This window comes from Streptomyces sp. NRRL F-4489 (assembly GCF_001509485.1).
In the GTDB taxonomy this organism is placed as follows: Bacteria; Actinomycetota; Actinomycetes; order Streptomycetales; family Streptomycetaceae; genus Streptomyces.
In genome coordinates this window covers 1-12,839 of record NZ_LLZI01000040.1, presented here as the reverse complement: position 1 = coordinate 12,839, position 12,839 = coordinate 1, and the positions used below count along the sequence as shown (strand labels likewise).

The following is a 12,839-nucleotide window of genomic DNA, read 5'->3' as shown; positions in this document are numbered from 1 at the left end:
CCCTCACACCTCCCCCACCTCCGGTCACCCACCACCCCGCCCCGCACCTACGTCCTACGCGCCCCACGCGCCACCTCAGAGAGCCTCTGCCGCCTCCTCTCACCTCGCCACTCCCCTCCCGCCCCTCACTCGTACCTCCGCGCCTCCCCCACGCCCGTGGCCTCGGCCACCGCCGCGGCCAGTGGGGTGATGTCGTCCGTCGTAAGGCCGGAGACGGTGATCCGGATGCCGGGGGGCGACTGCATACGGAAGCGTGCGCCGGGGGCGACCGCCCAGCCGGAGTGGAGGAGGCGGGCCACCGCGCCCGTTTCGTCCGGGACCGGTACCCAGACGTTCATCCCGCTGCGGCCGCGGGCCGGGACTCCCCGTTCCTCCAGGGCGTGTATGAGGGCGTCGCGCCGCTCGCCATAGGCGCCGGCGATCTCACCCGGGCGGACCGCGGAGGTCCGCCACAGGTGGACCACCGCGTGCTGGATCAGATGGCTGACCCAGCCGGGACCGAGGCGCTGGCGGCCGCGGAACCGGTCGACGGTCACGGTGTCGCCGGTCAGCGCCGCCAGGCGCAGGTCGGGACCATACGCCTTGGCCGTGGAGCGGACCAGCACCCAGTGGTCGGTGGCGCCGGCGAGCGGGCGCAGCGGGAGGTCGACTATGCCGTGGCCGTGGTCGTCCTCGATCAGAAGGACGTCGCGGTGCCGGGACAGGAGCGTGCGGAGTTCCGCGGAGCGGGGGCCGCTGATGGCGGCGCCCGTCGGGTTCTGCGCGCGGTCGGTGACGATGACCGCGCGGACTCCGCTGTCGAGGGCCGCGGCCATCCGCGCCGGGATCGGCCCGTCGTCGTCCACCCCGACCGGTACGGGCCGCAGGCCGAGCGCCGGGATGAGGTCCAGCAGGCTGCCCCAGCCGGGGTCCTCGACCGCGACCGCGTCGCCGGGCCGCAGGTGCGCGGCGAGGACCCGCTCGATGGCGTCGAGCGATCCGCTGGCGACGGCGACGGGGGCCTCCGGCACGCCGTCCCGGAGGAAGGCCGCGCGGGCCAGCGCCTCCAGGTCGTCGTCTATGGCGGGCATGCCGTAGAGCACGGGGCGTTGGGTGTTGCGCGCGGCGGCCTCGGCCAGCGCTTCTTCCAGGGAGGGCAGCAGCGACGGGTCGGGGTTGCCGTCGGCGACGTTCCGGACACCGGGGGGCACGACCGCCTGCAGCGCCTCACGTGAGGTGCTGGCCGGGCGGGGGCGGACCCGGCTGCCGCGCCGGCCCGCCGTTTCGATCACTCCGCGGTCGCGGAGCGTGCGGTACGCGGCCGCGACGGTATTGGGATTCACCTCCAGATAGACGGCCAACTCCCTGAGCGGGGGCAGGACTTCGCCTGGTTGGAGCTCGCCCGCACCGATGGCTCGCTCGACACTTGCGGCAATTTCCGATGCGCGCCGCCCTTCGATCCGATACTCTCCTAGCACAAAACAGATTATGCACTAGTACAATGGAGTTCGCAATGGCCGAGAGCAAGTCTTTTGCCGCGACCGAGCGCACCGTCCCCACCCGCGCCCGCGAGCGGGCCCACTACGACGAGGCGACGGTGCACGCGATCCTCGACGAGGGCTATGTCTGCCATCTCGGCTTCGTGCGCGACGGCGCGCCGGTCGTCCTGCCGACGCTCTACGGCCGGGTCGGCGACCGCCTGTACGTACACGGTTCGACCGGCTCCCGCCCGCTGCGGATGGCCGGCGGGCAGGGCGCGGACACCGGGCTCGCGGTCTGCGTCACCGTGACCCACGTCGACGGACTGGTGCTGGCCAGGTCCGCGTTCCACCACTCCATCAACTACCGCAGCGTCGTGGTGCACGGCACCGCGTACCAGGTCACCGACGAGGAGGAGAAGAAGGCCGCGCTCGACGCCCTCGTGGACCACGTCCTGCCCGGCCGCGCCGCCGACTCCCGCCCCGCCAACGCGAAGGAACTGGCCGCCACGGCCGTGCTCCGCCTCGATCTGCGCGAGGTCTCCGCCAAGATCCGCACCGGCGGCCCCTCCGACGAGCCCGAGGACCAGGCGCTCCCGTATTGGAGCGGCGTCCTCCCCGTCTCCCCGGTATACGGCGCCCCTATACCGGCCGACGACCTCGCCCCCGGCATCCAGGAGCCGGCCTACCTCTCCGCCCGCTGAGGAGCACCCATGCTCATCCACCCCTGGGACGCCCCGACCGACGACGCCGAATGGCAGGAGTGGCTGGCCGCGCACGACTTCGGGCAGCTCGCCGTCAACGGCCTGCCGGGCGAGCCGCCGTGCGTCCAGCCGCTGCACTTCGCCTACGACCCCGCCCGCCGCGAGGCCGTCACCCACCTCGCCCGCCCCAACCCGCTCTGGCCCGCGCTCCAGGAACGGCCGACGGTCCTGCTGAGCGTGGTGGACGACTACACCTTCATCCCCGGCCCCTGGCAGGCGGAGGAGGACGGGCCGCCCGAGAACGGCGTCCCCACCAGCTTCTACGCCGCGGTCCAGCTCATCTGCACGGCTCATGTGGTGGATGATCCGGAGGCCAAGGCCGAGCTGCTGCAGCGCCAGACCACGCACTTCCAGCCGGAGGGCGGCTCGGCCCCGGTGGTCGCCGGCCAGGCGCCGTACGGCCGGATGCTGTCCGGAATCCGCGGGCTGCGCCTGGAGGTGCTCGAGGTGCGGGCCAAGTTCAAGTACGGCGGCAAGCGGTCCGAGTCGGTCCAGCACCGTATATCCGACCGGCTCGCCGAGCGCGACGGTCCGGGCGACGCCGCGGCCCGCCGCCACCAGCAGCGCCGCCTGGCGGCCGGCACGACCACCGCCCGCCCGGCGAACGGTTCCGCCGCCCGGCCGTAGGGATCCGGAGCACCCCGTCCGCGTTGCGGAGGGGGTGGGGCGGGGGCCGGGGCCGAGCTTCTAGCGAGGCAGGGGCCGGGGCCGGCGGGGCGCTGGTCGGGCAACGGTGCTTGCCCCGGCATCGGGCGCTCACCTGGTGTCCGCGTACTGCGCCCAGCGGTCCGCCCCCGCCCTCCCTGCCGGGCGCCCAGGACGCCAAGTGGCTGGCCGTGAAGCTCCTGTCAGGTGCACAAAGCCCCGCCTGCAATCCGCCACCCGGCACACCGCGAGCACACATCGAACGCCGACTGCCGCACGTTCGCAGCTACGAAGACGCGGCACGTCCAAGGCGTCAGAAATGCGGCACAGCGTCTTCAGATTGCTGACCGGGGATCACATATCCCGCAGCGCGGGGGAAATCCTCGACGACGCGCGACTGCGGGCCGCCTCGGCGATCATCTTCCCGAGCGACAGCGCGTTCCCCGCTACCGGGACTCCAGGGGACCGTTCCCGACCGCATGAAACAAGCCACGGCGCTCGCGCAAGATTTCCGGATGTAGAGGCACAACGGCCGGTACGCGCCTCGCCCCAGCCCGGCAGCCGGTTATTTTGGGACATATCCGAGTGATGCGTCAACCAAAGCCATCCGAGCCGCGTCCCCCAAGTAACCTTACGTGCCCTGCTGACCGAATCGTCCGGGCGCCGCAGATCCGGATCCGGCACGCGGAGCCGACACGTAGCGCCGGCACGCAGATCCGGCAACAGGGCACGCGACCTGAGCAGCGTGCTGAGCTGCCAAAACGGGACTCGTTCCACAATCGCACACCCGAACAGCGGACGGGGGCTGACATATGGGCATCAGGTGCGGCAGACCAAGGATGAGGATCACCGTTGCCGTCGTCGCGGCTTCGGCAACGGCAAGCGGTGTGCTGGGCGTTATCGGAGCCGGAACGGCTGCCGCGCAACCGCTTTCGCGCACGTTCAGCTATACGTGCTCGTCCTTGCTGATCGGCAATCATCCATTCACGGCGAAGATCACCGCGGACATCCCGAACGCGGTCGCGGTCGGCACGCCCGGCAAGACCATCACCGTCAAAGCGGTGGCGACGGTGGGCGCGAGTTTCACCCAGTGGCTCGCCACGGCCGGCCTGAAGACCCTCGGCGGCACGGTGGACGCGAACGCCCATGTGGCCGCGCCGCAGGATGACTTCGACGTCACGGTCCCCTTCCGTATGGCCACGACCAGCGTCCCGGCATCCGGTCCGTTCAACGTCACGGCAACCGGGAGCGCGACCACGCACGCCTTCAGCCATCCGGGCAAGGGGCGGATCACCGCCGGCGGCCTCACCCTCCACCTCCTCGGGAAGAACGCGACCGGCAACCTGGCGCTGAGGGGCGACGCGCCGTGCACCCTGAATCCCGGCCAGAGCAATGTCGTGGCGTCCTTCGCCATCACGAAGCCGGGTTCGGCGGGCTCGGCCACTCCGAGCCATTCGACCGGATCGCCGCCCTCCGCAACTGCGCCACCGACCACCGGATCGATGGGCGCCGCCGCTCCGAGGCCGACGACCGGATCCATGGACGCCGCCGTTCCGCCACCGACGACGTCAGCGGACACCGGCCCCGCAACTCGCAGTGCGACCGCCACGTCCGGCAATCCGAACCCCGGGGCTTCCAGCACCCCAACGGTGCGGAACCCCAGCCGCGCGGCGCCGAGGCCGACCGAAGCGGCCCTCGCCGGCGAGGCACCGGCCACCGGGCAGAACACCAGGGATCTCGTCCTGCTGGCCGTGGGCGTACTCGTCGCCTGCGCGGCCGCCTTCGGCCTCGGCGCGCGGCTGAGAAACCGCCGCCGCCCCGGTGACGACGGGGTGGATCAGCAGCACGGGGCGACCCAGCAGGACATCGACCCGCGGCATGGCTTGCTCATCGATGGCGCCGAGGGCGGAAGGACCGACGCCGGTGACGACAGGAAGAGCCTGACCCCTGGTGCCCCACAGCACCGAGGGTGTGGCGGTAGCGCAGCGTCGGGCGGCAGCACGCGCAGAAGGACCACAGACGGCCGAAGCCATCTGACAAAGCGTCACGTCCACAACCACCGAGCCGCACATCAGGCCATCGGTGCGCGGGCCTGCGGCGGCGGCGCCGATCCGAGCAGCCTGCTCCCGGGTTTGCCGCAAGGCGAAGACGTCGATGTCGCGGCCGATGAGAAGCCCGGCCCCGCATACGTTCGACAGGCGCAGTGAACGACCACCGAACGACCACCGGTTGTGTGGCGGGGCTCAAGCAGGCGGCAAGCAGGCGGGCAGGCAAGCACAAGCGCCCGCCCGCCGGGACGACGACGGCCGCCGAAAGTCGACTGTCCGCGCGAAGAGGGAGGTGCCCCTATTGGGAGAGATCGGCACTGTGCTGCCCGGCCTGATCGCACCTGCGGGTGAAGCGACACCGGATGCGTACGGCGCCGGCGTCGGCGTACTGCCTCAGGCTGAGAACGGGCCGGCCGGAGCGGCAAAGCGACCGGAACAGCGGCTGCCCGACACATCGTGGGGCGACCGGTGATGGCGCGATGAACATCCCGTACCGATGAGCATCGCGCCGGATCCGCGGGCGTCGGGACCCGCGGCGGATGCTCGTGGCACGTCGGGTGCCGAACGGTCGATCAGCGTCAGGAATGTCACGGGCATTGTCAGTATCGGCAACAACAACGTCAACTTGCTCTTCTCCAAAGGGTTTTCCGCCGAGGGCGCCCTGGGCGAATTGGTCGAGCAACTCGTGCGTGCAGTGCGCGCCGAGCGCCGCTCCGTTGATGACGGGCTGGCCGACAAGGCCGATCTGCTCGCGGATGAGGTCCACGCGCGCCTGCGGCATGAGGAGGAACAACTCCGGCTCAGGGACGGGGACCTGCCCGTGCGCTGGCGACCGGTACTCGGGAAAGCGCCCGGACACGAAGACTTCCGCAATTCCCGGGACGGGGCAACGCGAACTCCCCCGCTGGGCCGGGCCGGTCAAGGGGACGAGATCACGGCCGGGGACGAGATCACGGCCGTCCTCGAACGGGCGAAGTCGAGCTGGCTGGTGGTGCTGGGGCGGGAAGGCTCAGGAAAAAGCGCCCTGGCCCTGCGTTTCGCACTGACCCGCCTGGAAGCGCGTCCTCGCGCCCACAAAGCCCCGGTGCCGGTGCTCTTCAGTCTCGGGTCCTGGAATCCCGCCACCACGCCGCTGCGCAACTGGTTGATCGAGCGTCTGGAACGGGATCATCCCTTTCTCGCCGAGGCGAGCCCCAGTGGTAAGACGTGGGCCGCCGCGCTGGTGGGTGCCGACCATGTGCTGCCGATTCTGGACGGTTTCGACGAGATCGCCATCGGTTTGCGCAAAGACGCGCTGGTGGCACTCAACAGCTGCACTTTGCCGCTGATCGTGACCAGTCGCCGCGCCGAATTCGAAGCCGCTGGGGAGGAAACCAAGGTGGTGCCCTCCGCCACCGCCATCGAATTGGTCGACCTCGATCTGGACGACTCCCTCACGTATCTGCAGGAGGCCACCGGCACAACGCTCCCCGGCGGTACGGATGCCGTGCCCCGCACCGGATGGGCTTACGTGCTGAGTGAGTTGCGCCGTCGTCCCCACACGCAGGCCGGCGCCAACCTCGCCGCCGTGCTGACCACCCCTTTGATGGTCACCCTCGCCCGCTTCGTCTACGAATCCGAACGCGACCCCGCGGAGCTGCTGGGAACAGAGAATTTCGGCACCCGGGAAGCCCTGGAAAAACACCTCCTGGACACCTTCATCACCACCGCCTACAAACGCTTTCTCAGCACCGAGCCCGTGGCACGGGAACACCGGCGCTGGGACCACGAACGCGCCCGGCACTGGCTCGGCTACCTCGCCGCGCATCTGACGGAACTCAACACGCCCGACATCGAATGGTGGCGGCTGGGGACCACCGTGAAGCTGCGCCGGATCATGCTGCGGGTCGGGGTCACGGTCGGAATCCTGTCAGGGTTCGTCGCCGGGCTCGTTTACGGCTCCGAGAGCGGGCTTGTGTACGGGCCCGCGTACGGGCTCATGGCGGCAGGCATCACCGGCCCGGCGAACGGGCTCGCGATGGGTGTGACCTTCGCTGTCATGCACGGGTTCGTCACGGAGATGAAGGTCGGCGGCCCGCTGTTCGAACCGTCGCTGATGCAGATCAAGTTGCACAACTGGACGAAGAGAAAACTTCGGGAGAGTTTCCGCCCCAGAGTGACGGGCGGGCTCGCCGGCGGTCTCCTGTTCGGACTCCTGTGGGCGTTCGGAAGTGCGGCCTTTTCTCTCCTCCAGGGTTATCCCTGGCCGGTGGTCGCGGTGAATTCGGGGCTGCTGCTCGCGACGGGGATCGGTCTCGGCCTCGTAATGGGGCTCATCGCCGCGCTCGGCGCCGGCTTCGAATCCGCCATTCCGAGAGAGAAACGCGCCCTCCCCTCGGATCTGTTGAACACGAACCGCGCCACCGTACTCAAGCAGACCCTCACCATCGGGCTGGTGACCGGGTCCGGATACGGGACCGTGTTCGGGATCGCGTCGCACAGCGCACTCGCCGGGCTCGGGGCCGGACTGGTGGCCGGGACCATGATCGCGATCGGGGCCGGCACCATGACCGCCTGGGGGCGTTGGGTAGTCCTGGCCCGCATCTGGCTGCCCCTGACGGGATGGCTGCCGAGGGACCTGGACGCGTTCCTGCGGGACGCCTGCGAGCGACAGGTCCTGCGCCAGGTCGGGACGGTGTACCAGTTCCGCCACGCCCAGCTCCGGGACCACCTCTACGCGACCGCCGGCACCCCGCCCGAGACCGTCCTCCACCGCACCGGCAACCTGGACCGCCTGTTCGCCGTCGCCGACACCGATGGCGACGGCTATGTCGACGGCGCCGACTACCAGCGGATCGCCGCTCGCTACCGCACCACCTACGGGCTCGCCGCGGACGCCCCGGAAACGACGGCTCTCGCCTCCTTCTACCGCGCGTACTGGGCCGGTCTGCAGCGCCACGCGAAGACCGACGGCCGCCTGTCCCGCGCACAGCACCGCACCGCCGCCGGCGCGGCCGGAACGGACCCGGCGCTGCGCGAGCCGGTCGCGGCCTTCGCGGCGGCGGTGTTCGAGATCATCGACGCGGACCACGACGGCTGCGTCGGAGAGACCGAGCTGACGCGGTACCTCGACATGTGGGGCCTGGCCGCAGACGCCTCGCGCGTACTGGGCGAGTTGGACACCGACGGCGACGACCGCCTCAGCAAAAGCGATCTGACCCGCGCGATCACCGTGTCCTTCCACTCCCCCGAACTGGGCGGTACGGGCAGCGTGTTCTTCGGCGTCGCGTAACCTTCCGGCGTCCGCCCACTTCCTCCCGCTTCCTCCCGCGTCCCCTCGCGGCCACGCGGCAAGGGGACCGTTCGCTACCCCGATGGTCCCGATGACCCCGATGATCCCGATGGTCCCGGTCGTCCTCCTCGCACCCCTCCGCCCACAGGCCACGACGCCGCCCAGCACCTCACCAGCAATCCCCATTGCCGAAACCGGGAACGTCGCGGTGCAATGAAGGCGTGGAACACTCACCCGATATCGCCCGCTCCCTCGCCGAGGTCGGGCCGCGCCTGAAGCGGGTGCGGACCGAGCGCGGCGTCACGCTGTCCGCGCTCGCCGAGGCCACCGGTATCTCCAAGAGCACCCTGTCCCGGCTGGAGTCCGGGCAGCGCCGTCCCAGTCTCGAGCTGCTGCTGCCCATCGCCCAGGCCCACCAGGTCCCGCTGGACGAACTGGTCGGCGCGCCCGACGTCGGCGATCCGCGCGTCCGCCTGAAGCCGCGCAACATGCACGGCACGACGGTGCTGCCGCTGACCCGCCACCCCGGCCCGCTGCAAACCTTCAAAATGGTCATTCCGGCCGATCGGAACTCCCCCGACCTCCGCACCCACGAGGGTTACGAGTGGCTGTACGTGCTGGCCGGGCGGCTGCGGCTGGTGCTGGCCGACCACGATCTGGTGATGGGGCCGGGTGAGGCAGCCGAGTTCGACACCCGGCTGCCGCACTGGTTCGGGAGCACCGGCGACGGCCCGGTGGAGGTGCTCAGCCTCTTCGGCCGCCAGGGCGAACGGATCCACGTACGCGCCCAACCCCGCTCCCGCGCGGGGAGCGCCGACGCCGACTGACCTGACAACGACTGACCGCCGCGACTGACTCGGCGCCGGCCGGCCGGGCGGCCGGCGCACGCCTCGGCGCCCGGATTCCGGTCCGGTCCGCCCTCCGCCCTTGGACGGCCGGGCGACCAGCCCGCCTCCGTGGAGCCACCCCCAGCCGCCGGCCCCCTAGCCACCGTCGCCCCGCTCACCCCACTTGGCCGCCGCCGTGGCCGCGGGCCTCGGTGATCGCCAGGCCGGCGACGGCCGCCAGCAGCACCGCCGTCCCGGCCGCCGTCGCGGCGGTGAGCCGTTCGCCGAGGACGAGCACCGCGATGGCGGCCGCCGACACCGGTTCGATCAGGGAGATCACGGAGGCGGTCGCGGCCCGTACGACGGCGAGCCCGGTGAAGTACAGGCCGTAGGCGAGGGCGGTGGGGACGGCGGCGATATAACCCAGCAGGATCAGGCTCCGCCCCAGGTCGTGGCCGTACGGCCAGAGGCCCTCGGCCGCGGCGAGCGGCAGCAGGCACAGGGCGCACACGGCGAACGCGCTGATCGTGGCGGCGAACGGATCGCCGGATCCGCCGGAGCCCCCGCTGCCCAGGCGGCGGGTGGTGAGCGTCATCACGGCGCAGCCGGCGGCGGAGAGCAGGGCGTAGCCGACGCCGGCCGGCTGGACGGTGGCGGCGCCGCTGCCGCCGAGGACGAGGATCAGCAGGCCGGACAGGGCTCCGGCGACGGCCAGGACGCCGCCCGCACCGAGCCGTTCGCCCATGGTGAGGCGGGCTCCGAGGGCGATGAGGACGGGGCCGGCGCCCATGGTGATCACGGTCCCGACGGCCAGTCCGGTGGTTTCGACGGAGGCGAAATAGGCGGCCTGGAAGACGGCGAGGGCGATGCCGGTGGCCGCGGCCCCGGCGGCGCGGCGCCGGAACGGTTCGGCGGGGCGCGGTGCGGGGGCGGCCGGGCCGCCGGTGCGGGCGCGCCGGACGGCTCGTACGGCGAGCAGGAGGAGCAGGCCGCCGAACGTGCGCCAGAAGGTGAGGGCGAGGGGGCCGAGCCCGCTGCCCTGGTAGAGGAGGGCGGCGGCCGCGCCGGCGGTGCCCCAGGCGGTCGCGGCGACGGAGACGTAGACGAGCCCCCGGCCCACGGGCAGGGACGGGGAAGGCATGGTGTGCATGGGAGGTGTGCTCCGGGAAATCCAGGACGGCGGTGGGCCGTCACACGGTCGTGTGAACCCGTGTGCGGGCAGCGTCGACCGGCTCGGTTACCTGCCCGAGCCGGGATTTCCTCGAAAGGCCGCCGCCCGCCTTACGCGGCGGGAGGGGGCAGCACAGTCAAACGCATGATCGGGAGCCTATGCCGCGGGCGAACCGGTCGACAAGTCGCCATGGGAGGGGGCTACGCGGTCGCCGGCCGCCGAGGAGCCGCCGGCGGCCGGTTCGCTGCCCGCCCCCGAGCCGCCGCCACGCGCCTCGGAGCCACCGTGCCCCGTGCCAGTACGGCCCATCCCCGTGCCGCCCGCCCCGGTACGGCCCGTCCCGGCGCCCGCGCCACCCGCGGCATCCCCGGCGGCGTCCCCCGTAGGCGCCTGCCCGGCAGCCCCCGCGAGCGCTTCCCCGCCAGGCCCCGCCTCCCCGCCCCCGGTGCCCGTTTTGGCCGACTGGGCGATGAACGCGCCGATGAGCACCACCGCGCCGCCGGCGAGCTGCGGCGCGGAGAGGTGTTCGCCGAGCAGCACCCACGCCAGCACCGTCGCGATCACCGCTTCCAGGCAGGCGACGACCCCGGCGACCTGCGGGGAGAGCCGCCGGATGGAGACGACACCGGTGAGGTACGCGGCGACCGTCGCCACCAGCACGATCCAGGCGAGCAGCAGAACGGCCGGTACGCGGACGCCGTTCATCTCGGCCGTGCCGGCGAGGACCGGCCACCGCAGGGACCAGGGGCGGGCGATGACCGTCAACACGGCCGCGCCGATCAGCAGGCCGTACGCGATCACGCCGAGCGGATCCGCCGCCGCGTCGCCCTCCCCGTCGCTGCCGTGGTCGGAGAGGACGAAGTAGCCGACCTGGCAGCAGGCCGCGCCGAGCGCGAGGGCCAGGCCGAGCGGGTCGAAGCTGAGGCCGGACCAGACCTCGACGACGCAGGCGAGACCGCCTACGGCCAGGACCACACCGAGGGCGGCGGCACGCGTGACGGGCCGCTTCTGGACGAACCGCACCCAGCCCAGCACCAGAGCGGGCGCGAGGTACTCGATGAGCAGTGCCACTCCGACGGGAATACGGGAGAGCGCCGCGAAGTAGCACGCCTGGACACCGGCGACGGCCAGCAGCCCGAAGCCGACCAGCAGCGCGGGGCGGCGGCGGGGCAGGTCGCGGTGGCGCCAGGCGACGGGGAGCATGACCAGCGCGGCGCCGGTGACGCGGAGCCAGGTGACGTGGAGGGGTTCGAGGCCGGCGGCGATCAGCGGTTTGGCGGCGACGCCCGAGCCGCCGAAGGCGAGCGCGGAGAGCAGGGCGATACCGAGCCCGGCGCCGCGTCCGGTGGGCCGGGCCCGGTCCGGGCCGTGGGCGGTGGACGGCGGCTGGGTCCTGCTGGACCCGGACATTCCCTGGCCCGGGCCGGTCGTGCGACCCGCCGGGCTCCCCGAAGACGCGTGCATCGGGTCATCATGACAGCCACCGTCAGCAGCGTCACCCTCCAAAACCCCTGTCTCACCTGGCGATACGCGGCCGGGGGCGGGAGCCGGTCGGACGGCGCCAGGACGGGCTGGAAGCCGGGTGGTGCGGCGCCCCGGACGGGACGCAAGCCGAACGGGACCCCGACCGAGCGGGACGAAAGTCAGGCACGTCCGCGACTCGGCGGGACAACCGCCGGGCCGGCCCGCCCAAGCCATGCCGGGGAGGACCACCGATGGGCGGGACCATTCAGCACGGCCACCGCACCGGCAGGGACCGGCCCGGGCTGGACGACCGCAGCGCGCGGCAGCGGCTGGCGGCTGGCGGCTGGCGGCTGGCGGGGCAACCACCTCCCGGTACGGCCGCAGGTTCCCCGGCTACCGAATGGCAGCCGGGCGGCCGGGGGTCAGCCGGTTACCCGGCCACCAGGATGGCCTCCAGCGCCCGTGCCACGTGCCCCGTCAGTCGCCCCCGGCACGCTCGTCCGCGTCGAGCCGGGCGGCGAGCCGGACGGTGTCGACGGACGCCCGGCGCAGGACCTCCACGGCCCGGGACTCGGGGTCGTCGACCAGTGCGGCGAGAAGGTCGAGGCAGCCGGCGCGGGTCGCGTAACGGGCGTGGGCGCGGTCGAGGGCACCGTCCATCGCCGCGGCAGCGGCGGGCGACCAGCCGGGGACGCCGCCCTCGGCGACCACGGGGACCGCGCCGGAGTCCTCGACGGTGCCGTGCCATTGGAGGCCGTAGCCGATGCTGCGCTGGACGAGGTAGCCGAGCAGGCGCGCGACCTGGGCGCCGTCGTCGAAGACCTCGCGGACCGCCGGGTCCCACTCCAGGAGCCCGTGCAGCAGATGCGCAGTGTCGACCTGCCGGTCGCCGTCGCGGGTGGCCCGCCTGCGGGCAGCGGAAACCACTGACGCGAGCTCCACGGTGAGCCGGCTGTCGAGGTCTTCCGAAGGGGGGGGGCCCCCGCCGCTGTACGCAGTACGGTTTTGCACAGCCCCACCCCACCAGTCCAGAAGGGCCGGAGCATCCCCGGCGGGAAGCATTTGCGCGTCCCACCCTGGTTGGGGAAGCCCCCACACGGTCTCATCCTTACGGAGGATATGCGGAGAGAACGTGAAGGCCGGGCACCCCATCCGGAACCGGACGCGCCGCCTCTTTACGCCTCCCCCGCCC

9 protein-coding genes are annotated in these 12,839 nt (G+C 72.2%); 5 read left to right on the top strand and 4 right to left on the bottom strand.

The annotated features are described in order from the left end of the window. Positions 1-125 precede the first annotated feature (125 nt). Positions 126-1,457, bottom strand: coding sequence for an aminotransferase class I/II-fold pyridoxal phosphate-dependent enzyme (locus ADL22_RS05840; protein ID WP_066974346.1), 1,332 nt, complete (start codon positions 1,455-1,457; stop codon positions 126-128). A 35-nt stretch (positions 1,458-1,492) separates the two neighbouring features. Here ADL22_RS05840 and ADL22_RS05835 point away from each other — a divergent pair, with 35 nt between their 5' ends. The 5 genes from ADL22_RS05835 to ADL22_RS05810 all read left to right on the top strand — a co-directional run bounded on the left by ADL22_RS05835 (position 1,493) and on the right by ADL22_RS05810 (position 9,012). Further along, on the top strand, positions 1,493-2,161 hold the full coding sequence (locus ADL22_RS05835; protein WP_066974344.1) for a pyridoxamine 5'-phosphate oxidase family protein: 669 nt from the start codon (positions 1,493-1,495) through the stop codon (positions 2,159-2,161). Between the two features lie 9 nt (positions 2,162-2,170). Continuing rightward, the gene (locus ADL22_RS05830; protein WP_066974342.1) at positions 2,171-2,848 is read left to right on the top strand and encodes an FMN-binding negative transcriptional regulator; all 678 of its coding nucleotides are present in this window, start codon (positions 2,171-2,173) and stop codon (positions 2,846-2,848) included. Between the two features lie 857 nt (positions 2,849-3,705). Beyond that, on the top strand, positions 3,706-5,073 hold the full coding sequence (locus ADL22_RS35165) for a DUF6801 domain-containing protein (protein ID WP_159048583.1): 1,368 nt from the start codon (positions 3,706-3,708) through the stop codon (positions 5,071-5,073). Positions 5,074-5,410: 337 nt separating this feature from the next. Continuing rightward, complete coding sequence (locus ADL22_RS05815) at positions 5,411-8,185, top strand: hypothetical protein (RefSeq protein WP_159048582.1); 2,775 nt, start codon at positions 5,411-5,413, stop codon at positions 8,183-8,185. Between the two features lie 221 nt (positions 8,186-8,406). Then, a complete protein-coding gene (locus ADL22_RS05810) occupies positions 8,407-9,012 on the top strand; it encodes a helix-turn-helix domain-containing protein (RefSeq protein ID WP_066974332.1) in 606 nt (201 codons plus the stop codon). A 175-nt stretch (positions 9,013-9,187) separates the two neighbouring features. On the opposite strand, the gene ADL22_RS05805 is transcribed toward ADL22_RS05810, so the two are convergent. The 3 genes from ADL22_RS05805 to ADL22_RS05795 all read right to left on the bottom strand — a co-directional run bounded on the left by ADL22_RS05805 (position 9,188) and on the right by ADL22_RS05795 (position 12,658). Then, a complete protein-coding gene (locus ADL22_RS05805; protein ID WP_066974330.1) occupies positions 9,188-10,162 on the bottom strand; it encodes a DMT family transporter in 975 nt (324 codons plus the stop codon). 177 nt (positions 10,163-10,339) lie between these two features. Next, a complete protein-coding gene (locus tag ADL22_RS05800) occupies positions 10,340-11,647 on the bottom strand; it encodes an EamA family transporter (RefSeq protein WP_234430556.1) in 1,308 nt (435 codons plus the stop codon). A 477-nt stretch (positions 11,648-12,124) separates the two neighbouring features. Next, on the bottom strand, positions 12,125-12,658 hold the full coding sequence (locus ADL22_RS05795) for a Clp protease N-terminal domain-containing protein (RefSeq protein WP_066974329.1): 534 nt from the start codon (positions 12,656-12,658) through the stop codon (positions 12,125-12,127). Positions 12,659-12,839 lie beyond the last annotated feature (181 nt).

Excerpts from the sequence above, each read along its gene's own strand:
- ADL22_RS05815 (WP_159048582.1), top strand. The coding sequence starts at position 5,411 with ATGAGCATCGCGCCGGATCCGCGGGCGTCGGGACCCGCGGCGGATGCT.
- ADL22_RS35165 (WP_159048583.1), top strand. The coding sequence starts at position 3,706 with ATGAGGATCACCGTTGCCGTCGTCGCGGCTTCGGCAACGGCAAGCGGT.
- ADL22_RS05805 (WP_066974330.1), bottom strand. The coding sequence starts at position 10,162 with ATGCACACCATGCCTTCCCCGTCCCTGCCCGTGGGCCGGGGGCTCGTC.
- ADL22_RS05830 (WP_066974342.1), top strand. The coding sequence starts at position 2,171 with ATGCTCATCCACCCCTGGGACGCCCCGACCGACGACGCCGAATGGCAG.
- ADL22_RS05800 (WP_234430556.1), bottom strand. The coding sequence starts at position 11,647 with ATGCACGCGTCTTCGGGGAGCCCGGCGGGTCGCACGACCGGCCCGGGC.
- ADL22_RS05835 (WP_066974344.1), top strand. The coding sequence starts at position 1,493 with ATGGCCGAGAGCAAGTCTTTTGCCGCGACCGAGCGCACCGTCCCCACC.